Source organism: Rhizobium album, from assembly GCF_003122325.1.
GTDB lineage: Bacteria > Pseudomonadota > Alphaproteobacteria > Rhizobiales > Rhizobiaceae > Metarhizobium > Metarhizobium album.
The window spans coordinates 42,011-62,273 of record NZ_QFBC01000003.1; the positions used below are offsets into that span (position 1 = coordinate 42,011).

Consider the following 20,263-nt stretch of genomic DNA (forward strand, 5'->3'; position numbering starts at 1 on the left):
ATCGAAAGTGAGCGGGCCGCCGATTGCGGTTCTGCCGAAAACCGCTACTGCATAGTCCCGACATCGAAACGGATCGAAGGCCACCTTGCGTCGGCATCGACGGGATCTGCGGCAAGCGGACAAACAAACGGAGACGTTCATGTGCGGGATTGTGGGGATTGTCGGGAAGAGCCCGGTGGCGGGGCGGCTGGTCGATGCGCTGACCCGGCTGGAATATCGCGGCTATGATTCCGCCGGCGTCGCAACGCTCAACAAGGGTCGCCTGGAGCGCCGCCGCGCCGAAGGCAAGCTCTTCAACCTGCAGAAGAAGCTGGCCGACGAACCGCTCGACGGCACGATCGGCATCGCCCATACCCGCTGGGCTACCCACGGCGTTCCGAACGAGACCAATGCCCATCCGCATTTCGTCGAGGGCGTCGCCGTCGTCCACAACGGCATCATCGAGAATTTTTCCGAACTGAAGGAAGAACTGGCCGCCGCCGGCGCGCAATTCGCGACGCAGACCGACACGGAGGTGGTCGCCCACCTTCTGGCAAAGTACCGCCGCGACGGTCTCGGCCGCCGCGAGGCGATGCATGCGATGCTGCGGCGGGTGACCGGCGCCTACGCGCTGGCCGTGCTGTTCGAAGACGATCCGTCGACGATCATGGCGGCCCGCTCCGGCCCACCGCTTGCCATCGGTTATGGCCGCGGCGAGACCTATCTCGGCTCCGACGCCATCGCGCTGTCGCCCTTCACCAACGAGATCACCTATCTCATCGACGGCGACTGGGCGGTGATCGGCAGCGAAGGCGTGGCGATCTTCGACATCGACGGCAACCGCGTCTCGCGTCCGCGGCAGATCACCCAGGCCGCCGCCTACCTCATCGACAAGGGCAACCATCGCCATTTCATGGAGAAGGAAGTCTACGAGCAGCCGGAGGTGATTTCTCATGCGCTCGGCCACTATGTCGATTTCGCCTCCCATACGGTGAAGATCGAAACCGGCGCCATCGATTTCGCCAACGTCTCCAGCCTGGCGATCTCCGCCTGCGGCACGGCCTTCCTCGCCGGCTCGGTCGGCAAATACTGGTTCGAACGCTATGCCCGCCTGCCGGTCGAAATCGACGTGGCCTCGGAGTTCCGCTATCGCGAAATGCCTTTGTCGCCGAGCCAAGCGGCGTTGTTCATCTCCCAGTCGGGCGAGACCGCCGATACGCTCGCCTCGCTGCGCTACTGCAAGGACAACGGCCTGAAGATCGGCGCCGTGGTCAATGCCACGGAATCGACCATCGCCCGCGAGGCCGATGCGATCTTCCCGATCCTCGCCGGTCCGGAGATCGGCGTCGCCTCGACCAAGGCCTTCACCTGCCAGCTCGCCGTGCTCGCTTCGCTGGCGATCGGCGCGGGCCGGGCGCGCGGTACGCTCGATGCCGCCGATGAAAAAGAGCTGGTGAGACATCTGACCGAAATGCCGCGGATCATGAGCCAGGTGCTCAACCTCATCCAGCCGCAGATGGAAAGCCTGGCGCGCGACCTGTCGAAATGCAAGGACGTGCTCTATATCGGCCGCGGCACCAGCTATCCGCTCGCCATGGAAGGCGCGCTGAAGCTCAAGGAAATCTCCTACATCCATGCCGAAGGCTATGCCGCCGGCGAGTTGAAGCATGGCCCGATCGCCCTGATCGACGAGAACATGCCCGTCATCGTCATCGCGCCCCACGACCGGTTCTTCGAAAAGACGGTGTCGAACATGCAGGAAGTCGCCGCCCGCGGCGGCCGCATCATCTTCATCACCGACGGGAAGGGTGCCGCCGCCTCCAAGCTGCCGACCATGGCGACCATCGTCCTGCCCGTCGTCGACGAGATCATCTCGCCGATGATCTTCTCGCTGCCGATCCAGCTGCTGGCCTATCACACCGCCGTCTTCATGGGCACCGACGTCGACCAGCCGCGCAACCTGGCAAAATCGGTCACCGTGGAATGATGATCCGCCCGGAAAGGCCGGAGGACGTGGCGACGATCGACGCCGTCACCCGGGCGGCCTTCGCCGATCATCCTCACAGCGACCAGACGGAACACAGGATCGTCGAGCGTCTTCGCAGTTCCGGCAGCCTTGCTCTTTCGCTGGTGGCGGAGGAGGGCGAAGACATCTTCGGCCATATCGCCTTTTCCCCGGTGGAAATCGGCGACGGCATCGACGGCTGGTATGGATTGGGCCCGCTTTCGGTCACTCCGGACCGGCAAGGCGAGGGGATCGGCTCCGCCCTTGTGCGGCAGGGCCTGGCGCGGCTCGCGGAACTTGGGGGCCACGGCTGCGTTGTCATGGGCGATCCCGGCTATTACAGCCGCTTCGGCTTCGGCCACCATCACGATCTCGTGCTTGTCGATTGTGCGCCGCAATATTTCATGGGGATCGCCTTGTCAGGCCCCATGGCTTGCGGCATTGTTCGCTACAATTCGGCCTTCTACGGGTGACGCGGCAAGAGAATGATCGGCGAATGACGGAGATACCGAAAGGCGAGAACTTCGCCACCCGGCTGCGGAACAATTTTCTGACAGGCCTGATCATCTGCGCACCGATCGCCATCACCATCTGGCTGACCTGGACCTTCATCCATTGGGCCGACAGCTGGGTGAAGCCCTATATCCCGGCACGCTACAATCCCGAGAGTTACCTGAAATTCGCCGTGCCGGGTTTCGGCCTGCTGATCGCCGTCGTGTTCATCACCATCATCGGCTTCTTCGGCAAAAACCTCATCGGCCGCTCTATCGTCGATTTCGGCGAATCGATCCTCAACCGCACGCCGCTGGTGCGCACCATCTATAGCAGCCTGAAGCAGATCTTCGAGACGGTGCTGAAGGAACGGTCGAATTCCTTCAAGAAGGTCGGGCTGATCCAGTATCCAAGCCCTGGCTTGTGGTCGCTGGTGTTCATCGCCGGTGACGTGAAAGGCGAGCTTGCCAGCCGCTTCAACGCCATGGGCGAGGAAATGGTCACCGTCTTCCTGCCGCCGACGCCGGTGCCGACGGCCGGTTTCCTGCTATTCGTGCCGCGCGAAAAGGTCATCGTGCTCGACATGAGCCCAGAGGAAGGCGCCAAGCTGTTGATTTCCGGCGGTCTCGTCACCCCGGATTTCGTTGAAAAACATGCGCCGGAGGCTTTGACCGAGGTTCCCGAGCGGATCGACAACGACTGATCAGCCGGCGCGCAGGAAGCGGATCGCTTCGTCGCGGCGATGCAGATAAAGCAGGGTGCGCACCGCTTCCCCACGCGCGCTGGTCAGCTCCGGGTCTTTCTCGATCAGATAGGCGGCATCCTTGCGGGCGATCTCCAGAAGGTCGCCATGCGCTTCCAGGCTGGCGATGCGGAAGCCCGGCGTGCCCGATTGCCGCGTGCCGAGCAATTCGCCTTCGCCGCGCAGCTTCAAGTCCTCTTCGGCAATGACAAAACCGTCCTCGGTGTCGCGCAGGATCGACAGGCGCGCATGGCCGGTTTCGCTGAGCGGCCCCTTGTAGAGCAGGATGCAGGTCGATGCTTCGTCGCCGCGGCCGACGCGCCCCCTCAGCTGGTGCAGCTGGGCGAGGCCGAAGCGTTCGGCATGCTCGATGACCATGATCGTCGCATCCGGTACGTCGACGCCGACTTCCACCACCGTTGTCGCCACCAGCAGCCGCAACTCGCCGTTCTTGAAGGCAAGCATGACGGAATCCTTCTCCGTGCCGCTCATCCGCCCATGGATCAGGCCGACGTCGTTGCCAAAGGCCTGCACCAGTGTTGCATGCCGTTCCTCCGCCGACATCAGGTCGGATTCTTCCGATTCCTCCACCAGCGGGCAGATCCAGTAAGCCTTCTTGCCCTCCGCCACCGCATGCCGCAATCGCCCGACGATATCGCCGATCCGCTCGGTCGGCACGGTGATCGTCTGGATCGGCTTGCGGCCGGCCGGTTTTTCCGTGAGTTTCGACACGTCCATGTCGCCGAAGGCGGCCAGCACCAGCGTGCGCGGGATCGGCGTCGCGGTCATCACCAGCATGTGCGGCGAGATGCCCTTGGCAGTCAGCCGCAGCCGCTGGTGCACGCCGAACCGGTGCTGCTCATCGACGACGGCAAGCACGAGGTTGCGATAGTTCACCGCGTCCTGAAACAGCGCATGCGTGCCGATGACGATCTGCGCCTCGCCGCTGGCGATCCGTTCGAGGATCGCTTCGCGCTCGCGGCCCTTGGTGCGGCCGGTCAGCACCTCGACGGTGATGCCGGCCGCGTCGGCCAGTTTCGAGATCGTCGAAAAATGCTGGCGCGCCAGGATTTCCGTCGGCGCCATCAGCACCGCCTGGCCGCCGCTCTCCACCGCTGCCGCCATGGAAAGCAGCGCCACCAGCGTCTTGCCGGAACCGACATCGCCCTGCAGCAGCCGCAGCATGCGTTCGTTACCCGCCATGTCCTGCAGTATGTCCGCCACGGCTTCCGACTGGCTGCGCGTCGGCGAAAAGGGCAGGGCGGCGAGGATTTTTTCACTCAGCACGCCGGTGCCGCGCACCGGATGCCCGGCCACCTTGCGCAACCGCTGGCGCACCAGCGACAGTGACAATTGCCCCGCAAGGAACTCGTCATAGGCAAGCCGCCGCCGTGCCGGCGCCTGCGGATCGAGATCGCTTTCGTCGCACGGATCGTGCAGATCGCGAAAACTGTCGTCGACGGCCGGAAAGCCCTGTTTCTGGCACAGCGCTTCGTCGATCCATTCCGGCATTTTGGGGACACGCGTCAGCGCGGCATCGATGACCTTGCGCAGGAATTTTGCCGAAAGCCCCGCCGTCATCGGATAGATCGGCTCGACCAGCGGCAGGTTTTCCGCCTCGCCGACCTTCACTATGTAATCCGGGTGCACCATCGAGGCGCGACCGTTGAACCAGTCCACCTTGCCGCTGACCATCACCGTCTCGTCGATCGGCAGCGCCTTTTCCAGCCAGTCGCCCTTGGCGCGGAAGAAGGTCAGCGCCAGCTCCCCGGTCTCGTCGTGCAGGAAGACCCGGTAGGGCACGTTCGACTTGCCCTTCGGCGGCGCTTGGTGGCGGTCGACGCGGCCGGTGATCGTCACGATCACGCCTTGCGGCGCCATGGCGATGCCCGGCTGCTTGCGCCGGTCGATCAGCGAGCTCGGCGCGTGGAAGACGAGATCGATGACCCGCGCATCCTCGGCCGTCTCGCGCCCGAGCAGCTTGGCCAGCAGGTCGGCGAGTTTCGGGCCGACGCCGGGCAGGGAACCGACGGGAGAAAACAGGGGATCGAGCAGGGCAGGACGCATGGGGCGCAAAATGCGATGAGAAATGCACTCTTGGCAAGGCTGACAAGTGGAAAACCAGCCGCTATATAGCGGGTATCCTCTGAACGTTGCAGCCGTCCATCCGGCCGCGGCGGCAATAATGATTCGTGACGATGCCGATGATGTCCGCCGATGCGGTGCCCGGGCTTGCCTCTCACCCTGACTTCTCACCGCGTGCGGGGAGAAATGCCAGCAGGCAGATAAAGGCAATCCGCGACCTCGAAAGACACACCATCGCGCCCAACCGGAAAGACCATCCCATGACCGGCCTTAGCCGCACCAGCGCCGACCTCGAGCCCCGCCGCCGGCGGATCCTTTACCGCTGCTGGCATCGTGGCATCCGCGAGATGGACCTGGTGCTCGGCCAGTTTGCCGAAGCCGAGATCGCCGGCCTCAGCGAGGCCGAGCTCGATGCGCTGGAGGTGATCATGGCCGAAGAGGACAACGACCTGGTCAAATGGGTGACGGGAGCCACTCCGACGCCGGAGCGGTTCCGCACGCCGCTCTTCGACCGCATCGCCTCCTACCGGCCTGACTTCGATCCCGTTACGACCGCCACTCTCAGGACTGCAGAATGATCCCCGGTTTCGATCCCGAATTTCTGGCCTCGCTCGGCACGGCACTGACGGTCGGCAACGTGCCGCCCGGCATGGAGCCGTTCCTGATCGCCGAACTGGCGAAGACGGGGCGGCCAGTCGCCTACGTGCTCTCCGACGGCCAGCGCATGGCCGATATCGAGCAGATGCTGGGTTTCATCGTGCCCGATATCCCGGTGCTGACGCTGCCCGCCTGGGACTGCCTGCCCTATGACCGCGTCTCCCCCAGTGCCGATACCTCGGCCCGGCGCCTCTCGGCGCTCTCCGGGCTGATCGCGCACGCGAAAAAGCCGCATCCGGCCATCGTGCTCGTCACCGTCAACGCCATGCTGCAGAAGATGGCGCCGCGTGACGTCATCGAAAGCCTGGCTTTCTCCGCCAAGCCCGGCAACCAGATCCGCATGGACGACATCGCCGCCCGGCTGGAGCGCAACGGTTTCGACCGCGTCGCGACGGTGCGCGAGGTCGGCGAATTCGCCGTGCGCGGCGGCATTCTCGACGTTTTCGTGCCCGGCACGGAAGATCCGGTGCGCCTCGATTTCTTCGGCGATACGCTGGAATCGATCCGCACCTTCGATCCGGCCAGCCAGCGCACCACCGGCCAGGCGCGTTCGCTCAACCTAAACCCGATGAGCGAGGTGACGCTGACGCCGGATACGATCAGCCGTTTCCGCAAGAACTACCTGTCGCTGTTCGGCGCCGCCACCCGTGACGATTCGCTCTACGTCGCCGTCTCCGAGGGCCGCCGGTATGCCGGCATGGAACACTGGCTGCCGCTGTTCTACGAAAAGCTGGAAACCGTCTTCGATTACCTGAAGGGATTCCTGATCGTCACCGACCATACGGTGCGCGAGGCGGCGGAAGAACGCACAAAACTGGTCCTCGATTATTACGAGGCACGCCAGGGCGCCGGCCAGCCGGCCAAGGGCCAGATGACGCAGGGCGCGCCCTACAAGCCGGTCTCTCCCGGCCAGCTCTACCTCGAAGCAAAACTCTTCGGCCGCACGCTGGATGCCTTCGGCGCCATCCGCCTGACGCCGTTCAACGAGATCGAGGGCGAAAGCCGCAAGGTGGTGACGGTCGACGCGCATGTCGGCCCGCGCTGGGCAAAACCGGCAGCGGAAACCGGCGAAGGCGAGCGCGTCAACGTCTTCGACCTCGCGGTCAGGCATATCGGCGAGAAGCGCGCCAGGGGCAAGAAGGTGCTGGTCACCGGCTGGTCGGAAGGTTCGCTCGACCGGCTGCTGCAGGTGCTTTCGGAACATGGCCTGGAGAAGATCAAGCCGGTTGCCCGGCTGAAAGAGCTGTCGGGCTTCGGCAAGGGCGAGGCGGCATCGACGGTACTTAGCCTCGAAGCCGGTTTCGAGGCCGGCGATCTCGTCGTCATCGGCGAGCAGGACATTTTGGGCGACCGCATGGTGCGCCGCTCCAGGCGCCGCAAGCGCGGGGCGGATTTCATCTCGGAAGTCGCCGGACTCGACGAGGGCTCGATCGTCGTCCACGCCGAGCACGGCATCGGCCGTTTCGTCGGCCTGAAAACCATCGAGGCCGCCGGCGCCCCGCATGCCTGCCTCGAACTGCAATATGCCGACGACGCCAAACTGTTCCTGCCGGTCGAAAATATCGACCTCCTGTCGCGTTACGGCGGCGAGGGCACCGAGGTGCAACTCGACAAGCTGGGCGGCGGCGCCTGGCAGATGCGCAAGGCCAAGCTCAAGAAGCGCCTGCTCGACATGGCCGGCGGCCTGATCAAGATCGCCGCCGAGCGCCTGACGCGTTACGCGCCGCTGTTGACGACGCCGGAAGGTCTTTACGACGAATTCGCCGCCCGTTTCCCCTATGACGAGACGGAAGACCAGATGAACGCCATCGAGGCGGTGCGCGGCGATCTCGGCGCCGGCCGGCCGATGGATCGGCTCGTCTGCGGCGACGTCGGTTTTGGCAAGACGGAAGTGGCGCTGCGCGCCGCCTTCGTTGCGGCGATGAACGGCGTGCAGGTCGCCGTCGTCGTGCCGACGACGCTGCTCGCCCGCCAGCATTTCAAGACCTTTTCCGAACGTTTCCGCGGCCTGCCGATCCGCGTGGCGCAGGCCTCGCGCCTCGTCGGTTCCAAGGAACTGGCGCTGACCAAGAAGGAAGTGGCCGACGGCAAGACGGATGTCGTCGTCGGCACCCATGCGCTGCTCGGCGCCGGTATCAATTTCGCTAATCTCGGCCTGTTGATCATCGACGAGGAGCAACATTTCGGCGTCAAGCACAAGGAGCGGCTGAAGGAACTCAAGAGCGACGTGCATGTGCTGACGCTTTCGGCGACGCCGATCCCGCGCACGCTGCAGCTTGCCATGACCGGCGTGCGCGAACTGTCGCTGATCACCACGCCGCCGGTCGACCGCATGGCGGTGCGCACCTTCATCTCGCCCTTCGATCCGCTGGTGATCCGCGAGACGCTGATGCGCGAACATTATCGTGGCGGCCAGAGTTTTTACGTCTGCCCGCGGCTGGCCGACCTCGCAGACATCCAGGCCTTCCTGCAGTCCGACGTGCCGGAACTGAAGGTAGCGGTCGCCCACGGCCAGATGCCGGCCGGCGAGCTCGAAGACATCATGAACGCCTTCTACGACGGCAAGTACGACGTGCTGCTCTCGACCACGATCGTCGAATCCGGCCTCGACGTGCCGACGGCAAACACGCTGATCGTCCACCGCGCCGACATGTTCGGCCTGGCGCAGCTCTACCAGCTGCGCGGCCGCGTCGGCCGTTCCAAGGTGCGCGCCTTCGCGCTGTTCACCCTGCCGGTCAACAAGGTGCTGACGACACAGGCCGACCGGCGCCTCAAGGTCTTGCAGTCGCTCGATACGCTCGGCGCCGGCTTCCAGCTCGCCAGCCACGACCTCGACATCCGCGGCGCCGGCAACCTGCTGGGCGAAGAACAGTCCGGCCACATCAAGGAAGTCGGCTTCGAACTCTACCAGCAGATGCTGGAGGAGGCGGTGGCCGAGGTCAAGGGCGTCGACGAGATCGCCGATACCGGCTGGTCGCCGCAGATCTCCGTCGGCACGCCTGTGATGATCCCCGATGCCTACGTGCCCGACCTGCACCTGCGCATGGGCCTCTACCGCCGACTGGGCGAAGTGACGGAGCTTTCAGAAATCGACGGTTTCGGCGCCGAGATGATCGACCGGTTCGGCCCGATGCCGATCGAGGTGCAGCACCTGCTCAAGATCGTCTACGTGAAATCCTTGTGCCGCAAGGCCAACGTCGAAAAACTGGAGGCGGGCCCGAAGGGCATCGTCGTGCAGTTCCGCAACCGCGAATTCCCCGATCCTGCAGCGCTTGTCGGTTACATCGCCAAGCAGGGCACGATGGCGAAGATCCGCCAGGACCACAGCCTGTTCCTCAGCCGCGACCTGCCGACGCCGGAAAAGCGCCTGTCGGGCGCGGCGATGGTGATGACGCAGCTGGCCGGACTACTGGACAAGAAGGCTTGAGATTACAGGGAAGAAGACATGGCGACCTATACGGCGACGATCCGCTGGCAGCGTGACGAAACGGAACGTTTCGTCGACAACCGGTATTCTCGCGCCCATGATTGGGAATTCGACGGCGGCATCGTCGTGCCGGCGTCATCCTCCGCCCATGTCGTGCCGCTGCCGTTCTCGGTGGAGGAAGCCGTCGATCCCGAGGAGGCCTTCGTCGCCTCGCTCTCCTCGTGCCATATGTTGTGGTTCCTGTCGCTGGCAGCCAAGGCGGGATATCGGGTGGATGCCTACCGCGACGCCGCCGAAGGCGTGATGGCGAAGAACGCCGCCGGCAAGATTGCCATGACGGTCGTCACGCTCCATCCGGTGGTCAGCTTTTCCGGCGACAAGATTCCCGGCGAGGCGGAACACGAGGCGCTGCATCACGCGGCGCATGAGGCGTGCTTCATTGCCAACTCGGTGCTGACCGAGGTGCGCTGCATTCCGCGCGTCGGATGAGGTTTTAAGGGGCCATGGCCGACGCCGGCAATCAACCCATCAATCCCGCAGCATCTTCCCTTCCTCCGGCGTCACCGCCACGGCCGCCTGGCTGTCGGCAGCCGCGACCGGCGGCGGCAGGGGCGTGCCGCGCTGGCGCTCGCGGATCAGCGTCAACAGCCCGGAGCCGACGATCAGCACGATGCCGATCCAGGTGGGCATATCGATGCTGTCGCCGAAGACGAGATAACCGAGCAGGATCGCCCAGAGCATCTGGCTGTACTGGATCGGACCGATCAGGGCCGCCGGCGCATGGTTGGCCGCATACATCAAAAGCACGTTTCCGGCGGCGGCCAGCAGACCGAAGCCGGCGAGATAGACCCATTGCACGCCGCTGGGCGGCACGAAATTCGAGATCGTCAGCAGGCCGCTGATCGTCATCCAGCCGAGCACGCCGGCGCCATAGAGCGAGATATTCTTTTCCTGCGGCCCCATGGCGCGAAAAATGATGATCGAGACAGCGCCGGTGATGCCGCCGACGATGGCGCCCAGATGGCCGATCGACAGCTCGCGAAAGCCGGGGCGCAACACGACAAGAACGCCGGCAAAACCGACGAGCACCGCCGCCCAGCGCCGGATACCGACCTTCTCCTTGAGAAAGATCACCGACATGATGGTGACGAAGGACGGCAGCAGGAAGATCAGCGCGAAGGCTTCCGCCATCGAAAGATGGGTGAAGGCGGTGACGCTGCCGATGGCGCCGCCGGCCGCCGCAAAAAACCGCAGCATCCAAAGCGGCCGGTTGTTGCTGCGGAACATATCGCTCCAGCGGTCACCCTTTTTCATCAGCAGCGGCAGGGCGAGGAGCCCGAAGATCGCGCCGAAGAAGGCGGATTCATACGGCGACAACACGCCGTCGATCAGCTTGACGCTGGCATCGCTGAAGGAAAAGGCAGCAAACGCGGCAAAGGCGAACAGAACGCCCTTCAGACTGTGGTCCGGGGACACGGCAGGAAACTCCGAGAAAACGGGAGTGTCAGGCAGTCCCTTGGGATGAGGACGGCAAATTCCAGCTGACACGACGGCGTTTTATTTAGCCTTTGCCGCGCGAGTCGTCACCGCCTGTTATTGCGCCTGGGCCTTGAGCGTGGCGATTTCCCGGAGCGCCCCCGCCAGAACGTCGGGCGTCTGCGCGCCGCTGACGGCATATTGGTGCTCGAAGATGAAGAAGGGCACGCCGTTGACACCCATCTGCTTGGCCGAATCGATCTCGGTGTCGATCATTTCGCGATCGGCGTCGGAGGCGAGCAGGCGGGCGATCAGCTCCTTGTCGAGTCCGGCCTTTTCGGCGATGTCGAGCAGCACGGCGTGATCGCCGACATTCTTGCCCTCTTCGAAATTCGCCTTGAACAGCGCCGTCACCACCTTGTCCTGGATTTCGCGGCCTTCGGTATGCGCCCACAGCAGCAGGCGATGGGCGTCCATGGTGTTGGGGCCGATCTTGATGGCGGCGAAATCGAAATCGATGCCGACGTCCTTGCCCAGAGCCGTCAGGGTTTCATGGGCGCGGTCCATGTTGGCCTTGCCGCCGAGTTTTTCGGCGAGCGCCTTCTGCTGGTCGACGCCTTCCGGCGGATAGTCGGGATTGAGCTGGTACGGGCGCCAGTTGATATCGACGGCCACCTCGTCGGCCACTTCGGCCAAAGCCTTTTCCAGCCGCGCCTTGCCGAGGTAGCACCACGGGCAGACGACGTCCGAGACGATATCGATGGTAATCCGCTCCATGTGCTTGTCCTTTTTGCCGGAGAATTATCGCGATCTAGGCGTTCGGCGCTTCGGATTCAACCGGTTACCAAAAGGGAACCTTGGATTATTGCACCCGCGCGTCCCACCATGTCGGCAGCTGGTAGCCGTAGAGCGGCAGGGTTTCCGGCCGGCCGATGCGGCGGTGGCGGGCCACCCATTGTTGGCCGAGATGGTAGAGCGGCACGAAATAATGCCGGGAAATCAGCATGCGGTCGAAAGACCGTACCGCCGCCTGGAAGGTTTCGGCCGTGCGGGCGCCCAGCATGTTGGCGATCAGCCTGTCGAGATCTGGATCGGCTGTGCCGGCATAGTTTTCGCTGCCCTGCCGGTCGCGCGCCTGCGATCCCCAGCGGGAAACCTGTTCGATACCCGGCGAAAGCGACGAGGTGAAACTTTTCATCACCATATCGAAGTTGAAGCTGATGGTGCGGCTCTGGAACTGCGAATCATCGACGGTGCGCACCGAAAGCGCGATCCCCAGCGCCCGCAGCGAGCGCTGGTAGGCGAGCGCCAGCTTCTCCTGGTCGGCATTCTGGGTCATCACCTCGAAGGCAAGCTGCCGGCCGTCGGCATCGACCATAATGCCGTCCTTGATGCTGTAACCCGCCTGCTTCAGGAGATCGACCGCCTGTTTCAGCACCGCGCGGTCGCGCCCGGAGCCGTCTGTGACCGGCATGCGATAGGTGCCGTCGAGCACCGCCGGATCGATGCGGTCGGCGATGTCACCCATCATTTCCCGTTCCAGCGGACTGGCAGGCACGCCGAGATAGGAAAGGTCGGAATTCTGCCAGTAGCTCTGGGTTCGCGTATAGGCGTTTTCGAACAGGTTGCGGTTCGCCCATTCGAAATCGAACACCAGCGACAGGCCCTCGCGCACCCGGGCATCGGCAAAATAGGGGCGACGGGTATTGAAGACGAAACCCAGCATGCCGGTCGGCAGCCGCGGCTTGAAGACGTCCTTGACGATCGCGCCCGAGGTGGCGGCCGGGAAATTATAGGCCCGGTTCCAATGCCCCGGATTGCCGTCGAGATAGAGATCGATCTCCCCCTTCTTGAAGGCTTCGAACAGCGTGTTTTCCTGCAGGAAATATTCCACGGCGATCTCGTCGTAATTGTCGAATCCGACCTTGGAGGGAATATCCTTGCCCCAATAATCCGGATCGCGCACGTAGACGATCCGTTCGCCCGGCGCCACCGACTTGATGCGATAGGGTCCGGAACCGACCGGCGGCGACAGCGACGACTGGTCGAAACGCTCGACGTCGACGGCGTGTTTCGGCAGCACCGGCATGTAGGCGGCGATGATCAGCGGCGTTTCGCGATCGGCCTTGTCGTTGAAGGTGAAGCGGACGCCGTGGTCTCCGATCTTCTCCAGCCTGGCGATCGATTCCATGCGGCGGTTGAAGGGCAGGCGGCCCTTGTCGCGCAGCAGCTCGAAGGTGAAGATCACGTCTTCGGGCGTCACCGGCTGTCCGTCGGACCAGCGGGCCTTGGGATTGAGGTTGAACTGCGCAAAACTGCGCGCATCGTCCCACTCCACGGTTTCTGCCAGCAGTCCGTAGAGGCTGAAAGGCTCGTCGGCAGAGCGGGTCATCAGCGATTCGAACATCATGCTGCCGAATTGCGGATCCCACATGCCGCGCGCCGTCGTGCGCATGCTTTTCAGGATGAAGGGATTGAGGTTGTCGAAGGTGCCGACTACGCCATAGGTAATCTTTCCACCCTTCTTCACATCCGGATTGACGTAGGAGAAATGCCGGTAATCCGCCGGCAGCGCCGGTTCTCCGTGCATGGCAATGCCGTGCATCGGGGCGGCATGCAGCCATGGGGCAAGGGCGAGGCTTGTCAGGGCGGCAATGATCAGACGGCGCACGGTTTTTTCCTTCGATGTCAGTTGCCGGAAGCGGCGTTCCGGCGGGTCGTCCTGGCGAATCCACCACGCGATTATGTTAATAGTCGAGCAGCAGTGGAGGAAGATCAAAGAAATGCTGGATATCCGCCGCTGCCCGATGTAACAGGGGTTCCGGGATTACAGGGTCATCTATTTGCCTCATTTGAACGACAGGTGACGGCAGAATGAACCAAATCAGTCAGGACCGGTGGCAAGCCGTTCCGGCACCGGATTTCAGGAGACGGGTTTCGTTATGACGATCAAGGCAGACACCTTCACGCGGGCGGCGCTTTCCGCCCTTGCTCTTACCTTCGGCGCGGCGTCCATGCCCTCGACCTCGGCAGCGCAGGATGCGGCCGCCGCCGGTCAGCCGCCGCTCGGCTGGTTCAAGACCTGCAGCAAGCAGGAAGACAACGACATCTGTGCAGTGCAAAACATTCTGCGCGCCAACAGCGGCCAGATGATCACGGCCGTTGGCCTCATCACCGTTGCGGGCAAGGTCAACCGCAAGCTCTTGCAGGTTTCCGTGCCCTCCGCACGGCTCATTCCGCCGGGCGTCGTCATGCAGATCGACGGCGGCAAGGGCCAGAAGCTCGATTACGCCGTCTGCCTTCCGGACCGCTGCACGGCCGAAGTCGCGCTCACCGACGGCATGATCGCCTCGCTGAAGAAGGGTGGCGAAGTGATCTTCACCTCGATCAACTTCCGCCGCGCCCCGAACCCGATCAAGATTTCGCTCGAAGGCTTTACCGGTGCATTCGACGGCGAGGCCATGTCGGAATCGAAGCTTGCCGAAAGCCAGCGCAGCCTGGAAGAAGGCATGCAGAAAAAGGCCGAGGAAGCCCGCAAGAAGCTGGAAGAAGCCCAGAAGGCTGCAACCCAGCAGTAAGTTTCCCATCGGCAGAACAAACAGAAAGCCCGGCCATCGCGCCGGGCTTCTTTGCGTTCGGCAGTACCGATTCAGCAAGTCAGTGGGAAATATTGTATTTCGGGCGATACTGCCCGGCCTGGCCCTTTTCGAAGATCTGGCCGATCTGCGGGTTGCGCAAGGGCAGTCCGCTTTCGTCCGCCACGAGATTCTGCTCGGAAACGTAGGCGACATATTCCGTTTCGTCGTTCTCGGCCAGCAGGTGGTAGAACGGCTGGTCCTTGCTCGGACGGATTTCGGCCGGAATGGCGTTCCACCATTCTTCCGTGTTGGAAAATTCGGGGTCCACATCGAAAACGACGCCACGGAACGGGAAAATCCGATGGCGGACGACCTCGCCGATGCTGAACTTGGCGTTGCTCTGCTTCATGGTGCGTATTCCTTTCCCTGCACAATGTGGTGCCAATCGACGCCGACATCAAGAGTTATCGGACCTTGCCGTTAACAAGCTGTCACATTGCCTGCGACCGCCGCGGCAACGGCGCTGTCGCCAGGATAACGCCGCCCATGACCAAAACGATCCCTGCTGCATGATAGGTTTCGAAACTTTCGCCCAGGAAAATTGCCGCAAGCATGATCGAGATCGGCGGCATGAGATAGAGGGAAAGGCCGGCCGTCGAGGCGCCTAACACCCGCACCGCATGCTGGAAGCAGGAAAAGGCGAGCAACGAAGCGAAGACGATGATGCCGGCAATCCTGGTCCAGTCGAACAGGCTGTCGGGCAATGGCCCACCGGCCGCCGCCTCGTAGAGAGCGACGGGTGCCAGCAGCAGCGCGCCGGCAAGGCAGACCGTTCCGAACAGCGATAGCGGCGCCAGGCGCCTCACCTCCGGGCGCCGCAGCAAAAGCGAATAGGCCGCCCAGGCAATGGCGGCGGCAAGGATGCCGAGATCGCCGACGTTGAAACGGAAATGCAGCGCCGCCCGCCAGTCGCCCTTGAGCACGATGACGGTGACGCCGGCAAAGGCGATGACCATGCCGGCGATTTCCCGCCACGAAATCGGCCGCCCGCGCAGCACACGTTCCAGGAGGATGATGAACAGCGACGACGTGGTGTAGATCAGCGTCGCATTCGAGGCAGTGGTGAATTTCAGCGACCAGTACACCCCGCCGCCGCAAACGCCCATGCCGAGAAATCCGAGCAGCAGCCAGATCCCCGTGTGCCGGCGCATGAACGGCAGGCTTTCCTGCCGGTCGCGATAAACGAACGGCAGCAGGAAGAGCGCTGCCCCCGACCAGCGTAGGAACGCGGTGATGAACGGTCCGACATCGGCGCTGATGCCGCGCCCGAAAATCAGGTTGCTGGAAAAGAAGACGGCCGCAAGGATGAAGATGAGCCAATCGATGGGGCGGGCGGTGGAAGTGGTCATGTCACTGCAATGGCGGCCATGGCGGCGCAGACATGGCCGGACCGGCGGTTCGAAGGGCTAAACCATTTCCTCTTAGACCTGTGGCAACGGCTTGGGAAGAGACGGGCGCGGATGGAAGGCGAGGTTTTCGCATGATTTCAACTGTCTGCCGCAAGGTCCGGCTTGCTTGCGCCATGGCGGAAATCGCGCTACCTGACGTGGACAGGCAATTTTCCGACGGGTGACGATCGTGGCCAATCAATGGGGCAGGGATGCAGGCCCGGGTGGCAAATCCTCAGGTGCGATGGGTGTGATCTTTGCCGTCGTCATCAGCCTCGTGCTGGGTGCTGCCGGCAGCTACGCCTATATTCGATTCGGCACGCAGCCGGATACCGCAACGCTGGACGCGCTTCGCGCCGAACGCGATCAACTCAGCCAGCAGGTTGAACGCCAATCCGGCGAGCTCGACCAGATGACCGAAAAGCTGATTGCCGCAGATAGCGGCAAGGGTGATTCCGTTGGCCGTGTCGCAGCCGCCGAGCAGGCGCGCGACGAGGCGCTGGCGGCCAGCAAGGATCTGGAAGAGCAGCTGAAAGCCCTGCAGCAACTCACCGAACTGACCTCTGGCAACAGCGAGGCTTCGGATGCGCAGGCCAGACAGCTTGCAGAAAAACTGTCGGCCGCCGAAAAGGCACGCGATACCGCGCTCAAGGACAAGGCATCGGCGGAGCAGCAACTGGCCGATCTCGAAGAACTGACCAAGCTGACCACCGGCCAGGCCGATGCCTCAGGCGCGGCTCTGAAACAGCAGCTCAGCGCCGCCGAGCAGGCCCGTGACAAGGCTCTGGCCGAAAAATCCGACCTGGCGCAGCAGGTGGCCCGCCTGACGGCGCTTGCGGACGAAGCCGAAGCGGCTGCGAAGAAGGAAGGAGACGGCGCCCTCAGGGCTGCCGAGCATGCGCGCGACAAGGCGGTCGCAGACAAGGCTGCGGCAGAAAAGCAGCTTGCCGATCTGCAGGAACTGACCAAGCTCACGTCCGGAAACAACGACGCGGCAAATGCCGCGCTGTCGCAGAAGCTGGCCTCTGCCGAAACCGCCCGCGACCAGGCGCTGAAGGACAAGGCCGCCCTCGAAAAACGGATCACGGCATTACAGCAGGGAGCCGGCGGCCGGCAGGCAGCAATCGATGAAGAGTTGCAGACGCTCAAGACCAAGACCGTTCCCGGTTTACAGGCGCTTGTCGATCAGCGTCAGGCCGAACTGATCCAGGCGGACGATGCGCGCAACAAGGCACTGGAGCAGGCGAAAGCGCTGGAAAAACAGCTCGACGATGTACGGCGTGCCGTCTCCGCCCTGCAGGACGAACAAGCCAAAGGGTTCGAGGAGCGCCTGCGTCTGGAAGCGGAACTGGCCGAAGCGAAAGAGAAGCTGGCCGTGGCGGCAAAGCCGGAAACGCAGGTGACACGCTCGACTCCATCGGGGACGCCGCGCGATGCCTTCGAAGTCGAACGGGCGCTTTCCGGCGCACCCGGCCTCGATGGCCTGAGCTCCGCGGACCGGCTGACGCTGAAACAGAAGCTTGTCGCCGGCGAATGCGTCACCACGTCGCTGGAATCCGTGCTCGGAAAAGTACCGGTGATTTCACTGCGGAATCTCATCCGCGATCTCAAGAGCAGTTGCTGAGCGGAGGAAGACGAAGGATGCGCAAAGGTTTCAAGGCGTGCATCGCACTGGTGGCGATGGCATGGGCGGCATCGGATGCCACGGCGGCGGAATTCCAGCGCAACATCATGACCGGCGGCGCCAGCGGCACCTATATCCAGATCGGCCGCGACATCGCCGCGCTCGGCAAGACCTGCGGCCAGACGCTGAACGTCGTCGAAAGCGCCGGCTCGCTTGAAAACTTTGTCGGCGTGCGCAACCGTCGCAACACCCAGTTCGGTATCGTGCAAAGCGACGTGCTCGAATATCTCAAGACTTTCGAGGCCAACGATCCGGACGTGCAACAGGCGGTGCGCGGCGTGCGCATCATGTTCCCGCTCTACAATGAAGAGGTCCACATCCTGGCCCGCAAGGACATTGCCAGCGTCAAGGATCTCGCCAACCACAAGATCGCCGTCGGCAAGAAGGACAGCGGCACCTTCCTGACGTCGTCGCTCATCCTCGACATCCTGCAGGTCAAGGGCGGCGAACGCCTGCCGCTCAATCCGGACGAAGCCCTGCCGAAATTGCTCTCCGGCGAGATCGACGCCTTTTTCTACGTGGCCGGCGCCCCGGCACCACTCTTCCGCAACGAAAACATCGATCCGGCGAAATTCCATCTGCTGCCGATTACCGAGGCACCGCTTCTGGCCACCTACACACCGTCGAAGATCGAGGCCGGCACCTATTCCTTCCTCGACAAGCCGATCGACCTGATCGCCGTCAAGGCGGCGCTGATGACCTACGATTACGACGTCAAGCGCAACGCCTACCAGCGCGACAGCTGCAAGACGGTCTCGGATTTTTCCAACCTGATCCTCAACAATCTCGACACGCTTTCGCGGACCGGCCATCCGAAGTGGAAGACCGTCGATCTCACCGCGCTGCCGCCCGGCTGGCAGGTCGGCGTCTGCGTCAAGGCAGGCATGGCACTCGACTACAAGCCGTCCTGCACCACGCCGGCGACGACGACGAACAGCAACGACGGCAATGAGGAATACCTCAATCTCCTGAAGCAGCGGCTGAAGCAGCAGTAGGCGCACCAGACGGAGAGAACAGGACGGCGGCAGCGCCCCTTCCGCCATCCTCGGGCTTGTCCCGAGGATCTGCCGACGCCACCCAAGTCATTGACGATAAACGATATATCTGGCGTGCTTGGATGCTCGGCGCGAGGCCGAGCATGACGATGAAGAGATTTTGCTTCCAACAAAAAAGCGGCCCTCCTTCGAGGGCCGCCCCTTTTTTCATCAGTTGGAGCCCGCCAAGGCGGGCCCCATGCCGCGGCCTCGATCAGGCCGAGTAGTACATGTCGTATTCGACCGGATGCGGGGTCATTTCGAAACGCATGACCTCCTGCATCTTCAGCTCGATGAAGCTGTCGATCTGGTCGTCGTCGAAGACGCCGCCGGCGGTCAGGAACTTGCGGTCCTTGTCGAGGCTTTCCAGCGCTTCGCGCAAGCTGCCGCAGACGGTCGGGATCTTCTTCAGTTCCTTCGGCGGCAGGTCGTAGAGATCCTTGTCCATCGGCTTGCCGGGGTGGATCTTGTTCTTGATGCCGTCGAGGCCGGCCATCAGCATGGCAGCGAAGCCGAGATAGGGGTTCTGGGTCGGGTCCGGGAAGCGGACTTCGACGCGTTTTGCCTTCGGGTTGGAGCCGAACGGAATGCGGCAGGAGGCAGAGCGGTTGCGCGCCGAATAGGCGAGCAGAACCGGCGCTTCGTAACCCGGCACCAGACGTTTGTATGAGTTGGTGGTCGGGTTGGTGAAGGCGTTGATCGCCTTGGCATGCTTGATGATGCCGCCGATGTAATAGAGGCAGCTTTCCGACAGGCCCGCATATTCGTCGCCGGCGAAGGTCGGCTTGCCGGCCTTCCAGATCGACTGGTGAACGTGCATGCCCGAGCCGTTGTCGCCGAAGATCGGCTTCGGCATGAAGGTTGCCGTCTTGCCGTAGGCATTGGCGACCTGGTGGACGACGTATTTGTAGATCTGCATCTTGTCGGCGTTGCGCACCAGCGTGTCGAACTTGACGCCGAGCTCGTGCTGGGCGGAAGCGACTTCGTGGTGATGCTTTTCGACGACGACGCCCATCTCGGTGAGAACCGTCAGCATTTCGGAGCGCATGTCCTGCAGGCTGTCGACCGGCGGAACCGGGAAGTAACCGCCCTTGACGCGCGGACGGTGACCGAGGTTGCCGGTTTCGTAGTCGGTGTCGTCGTTGGACGGCAGTTCGGTGGAGTCGAGCTTGAAGCCGGTGTTGAACGGATCGACCTTGTACTTGACGTCGTCGAACACGAAGAATTCCGGTTCCGGACCGACGAAGACGGTATCGCCGATACCCGACGCCTTCAGGTAGGCTTCGGCCTTCTTGGCCGTGCCGCGCGGATCGCGGTTGTAGGCTTCGCCCGACACCGGATCGAGAATATCACAGAGGATGACCATGGTGGACTGCGCGAAGAACGGGTCCATGTGGACCGTCTCGGTATCCGGCATCAACACCATGTCCGACTCGTTGATGGCTTTCCAGCCGGCGATGGAAGAACCGTCGAACATGACGCCGTCGGCGAACATATCCTCGTCCACAACCGTGACGTCCATCGTCAAATGCTGCAGCTTGCCCTTCGGATCGGTGAAGCGCAGATCGACGAACTTGACGTCGTTCTCCTTGATCTGCTTCAGGATATCACTTGCGGTCGTCATTTAACATTTTCCTTGAGTGAGATGACGATTAT

At 63.0% G+C, this 20,263-nt stretch carries 16 protein-coding genes; 9 read left to right on the forward strand and 7 right to left on the reverse strand.

What is annotated here, in order from left to right:
- The first annotated feature begins 139 nt into the window (after nt 1-139).
- From glmS to DEM27_RS08420, 3 genes are read left to right on the forward strand one after another with little or no spacing between them, the layout of a single operon-like run.
- Nucleotides 140-1,966 carry a glutamine--fructose-6-phosphate transaminase (isomerizing) gene (gene glmS / locus DEM27_RS08410; protein ID WP_109457784.1) on the forward strand — a complete coding sequence of 609 codons (1,827 nt, stop codon included), beginning with the start codon at nt 140-142 and terminating at the stop codon, nt 1,964-1,966.
- Nucleotides 1,966-2,457, forward strand: a complete 492-nt coding sequence (locus tag DEM27_RS08415) for a GNAT family N-acetyltransferase (RefSeq protein ID WP_420028810.1) — start codon at nt 1,966-1,968, stop codon at nt 2,455-2,457. Before glmS ends, DEM27_RS08415 begins: the two co-directional genes overlap by 1 nt.
- Nucleotides 2,458-2,480: 23 nt before the next feature.
- Complete coding sequence (locus DEM27_RS08420) at nt 2,481-3,179, forward strand: DUF502 domain-containing protein (RefSeq protein WP_109457786.1); 699 nt, start codon at nt 2,481-2,483, stop codon at nt 3,177-3,179.
- On the opposite strand, the gene recG is transcribed toward DEM27_RS08420, so the two are convergent.
- Entirely contained in the window at nt 3,180-5,285 is a 2,106-nt protein-coding gene (gene recG, locus DEM27_RS08425; protein ID WP_109457787.1) for an ATP-dependent DNA helicase RecG, read from the reverse strand.
- Between the two features lie 278 nt (nt 5,286-5,563).
- On the opposite strand from recG, the gene DEM27_RS08430 reads away from it, so the two are divergent.
- From DEM27_RS08430 to DEM27_RS08440, 3 genes are read left to right on the forward strand one after another with little or no spacing between them, the layout of a single operon-like run.
- Entirely contained in the window at nt 5,564-5,881 is a 318-nt protein-coding gene (locus DEM27_RS08430) for an FAD assembly factor SdhE (RefSeq protein WP_109457788.1), read from the forward strand.
- On the forward strand, nt 5,878-9,387 hold the full coding sequence (mfd, locus tag DEM27_RS08435; RefSeq protein WP_109457789.1) for a transcription-repair coupling factor: 3,510 nt from the start codon (nt 5,878-5,880) through the stop codon (nt 9,385-9,387). The genes DEM27_RS08430 and mfd overlap by 4 nt, the downstream gene beginning before the upstream one ends.
- A gap of 18 nt (nt 9,388-9,405) precedes the next feature.
- A complete protein-coding gene (locus tag DEM27_RS08440; RefSeq protein WP_109457790.1) occupies nt 9,406-9,876 on the forward strand; it encodes an OsmC family protein in 471 nt (156 codons plus the stop codon).
- 39 nt (nt 9,877-9,915) lie between these two features.
- On the opposite strand, the gene DEM27_RS08445 is transcribed toward DEM27_RS08440, so the two are convergent.
- The 3 genes from DEM27_RS08445 to DEM27_RS08455 form a co-directional block, all read right to left on the reverse strand.
- The gene (locus DEM27_RS08445; RefSeq protein WP_109457791.1) at nt 9,916-10,863 is read right to left on the reverse strand and encodes a DMT family transporter; all 948 of its coding nucleotides are present in this window, start codon (nt 10,861-10,863) and stop codon (nt 9,916-9,918) included.
- Between the two features lie 117 nt (nt 10,864-10,980).
- The gene (locus DEM27_RS08450; protein ID WP_109457792.1) at nt 10,981-11,640 is read right to left on the reverse strand and encodes a DsbA family oxidoreductase; all 660 of its coding nucleotides are present in this window, start codon (nt 11,638-11,640) and stop codon (nt 10,981-10,983) included.
- 85 nt (nt 11,641-11,725) lie between these two features.
- Nucleotides 11,726-13,534, reverse strand: a complete 1,809-nt coding sequence (locus tag DEM27_RS08455; RefSeq protein ID WP_109457793.1) for an extracellular solute-binding protein — start codon at nt 13,532-13,534, stop codon at nt 11,726-11,728.
- Between the two features lie 271 nt (nt 13,535-13,805).
- Between DEM27_RS08455 and DEM27_RS08460 the strand changes: the two genes are divergently transcribed.
- Nucleotides 13,806-14,441, forward strand: a complete 636-nt coding sequence (locus DEM27_RS08460; protein WP_109457794.1) for an invasion associated locus B family protein — start codon at nt 13,806-13,808, stop codon at nt 14,439-14,441.
- A 79-nt stretch (nt 14,442-14,520) separates the two neighbouring features.
- Here the strand turns inward: DEM27_RS08460 and hspQ are convergent, their stop codons facing one another.
- Both hspQ and DEM27_RS08470 read right to left on the reverse strand, forming a co-directional pair.
- Nucleotides 14,521-14,850, reverse strand: coding sequence for a heat shock protein HspQ (gene hspQ / locus DEM27_RS08465; protein ID WP_109457795.1), 330 nt, complete (start codon nt 14,848-14,850; stop codon nt 14,521-14,523).
- An 82-nt stretch (nt 14,851-14,932) separates the two neighbouring features.
- A complete protein-coding gene (locus tag DEM27_RS08470; RefSeq protein WP_109457796.1) occupies nt 14,933-15,850 on the reverse strand; it encodes a DMT family transporter in 918 nt (305 codons plus the stop codon).
- Nucleotides 15,851-16,079: 229 nt separating this feature from the next.
- Between DEM27_RS08470 and DEM27_RS08475 the strand changes: the two genes are divergently transcribed.
- Nucleotides 16,080-17,513 carry a coiled-coil domain-containing protein gene (locus tag DEM27_RS08475; RefSeq protein WP_128755468.1) on the forward strand — a complete coding sequence of 478 codons (1,434 nt, stop codon included), beginning with the start codon at nt 16,080-16,082 and terminating at the stop codon, nt 17,511-17,513.
- A 17-nt stretch (nt 17,514-17,530) separates the two neighbouring features.
- The gene (locus tag DEM27_RS08480; RefSeq protein WP_109457798.1) at nt 17,531-18,568 is read left to right on the forward strand and encodes a TAXI family TRAP transporter solute-binding subunit; all 1,038 of its coding nucleotides are present in this window, start codon (nt 17,531-17,533) and stop codon (nt 18,566-18,568) included.
- Nucleotides 18,569-18,821: 253 nt separating this feature from the next.
- Here the strand turns inward: DEM27_RS08480 and glnA are convergent, their stop codons facing one another.
- Entirely contained in the window at nt 18,822-20,231 is a 1,410-nt protein-coding gene (gene glnA, locus DEM27_RS08485) for a type I glutamate--ammonia ligase (RefSeq protein ID WP_109457799.1), read from the reverse strand.
- Nucleotides 20,232-20,263 lie beyond the last annotated feature (32 nt).

Coding starts and splice junctions, on each gene's coding strand:
- DEM27_RS08440 (WP_109457790.1), top strand. CDS start 9,406: ATGGCGACCTATACGGCGACGATCCGCTGGCAGCGTGACGAAACGGAA.
- DEM27_RS08430 (WP_109457788.1), top strand. CDS start 5,564: ATGACCGGCCTTAGCCGCACCAGCGCCGACCTCGAGCCCCGCCGCCGG.
- recG (WP_109457787.1), bottom strand. CDS start 5,285: ATGCGTCCTGCCCTGCTCGATCCCCTGTTTTCTCCCGTCGGTTCCCTG.
- DEM27_RS08480 (WP_109457798.1), top strand. CDS start 17,531: ATGCGCAAAGGTTTCAAGGCGTGCATCGCACTGGTGGCGATGGCATGG.
- DEM27_RS08415 (WP_420028810.1), top strand. CDS start 1,966: ATGATCCGCCCGGAAAGGCCGGAGGACGTGGCGACGATCGACGCCGTC.
- glnA (WP_109457799.1), bottom strand. CDS start 20,231: ATGACGACCGCAAGTGATATCCTGAAGCAGATCAAGGAGAACGACGTC.
- hspQ (WP_109457795.1), bottom strand. CDS start 14,850: ATGAAGCAGAGCAACGCCAAGTTCAGCATCGGCGAGGTCGTCCGCCAT.
- DEM27_RS08450 (WP_109457792.1), bottom strand. CDS start 11,640: ATGGAGCGGATTACCATCGATATCGTCTCGGACGTCGTCTGCCCGTGG.
- DEM27_RS08420 (WP_109457786.1), top strand. CDS start 2,481: ATGACGGAGATACCGAAAGGCGAGAACTTCGCCACCCGGCTGCGGAAC.
- DEM27_RS08470 (WP_109457796.1), bottom strand. CDS start 15,850: ATGACCACTTCCACCGCCCGCCCCATCGATTGGCTCATCTTCATCCTT.
- mfd (WP_109457789.1), top strand. CDS start 5,878: ATGATCCCCGGTTTCGATCCCGAATTTCTGGCCTCGCTCGGCACGGCA.
- DEM27_RS08460 (WP_109457794.1), top strand. CDS start 13,806: ATGACGATCAAGGCAGACACCTTCACGCGGGCGGCGCTTTCCGCCCTT.
- glmS (WP_109457784.1), top strand. CDS start 140: ATGTGCGGGATTGTGGGGATTGTCGGGAAGAGCCCGGTGGCGGGGCGG.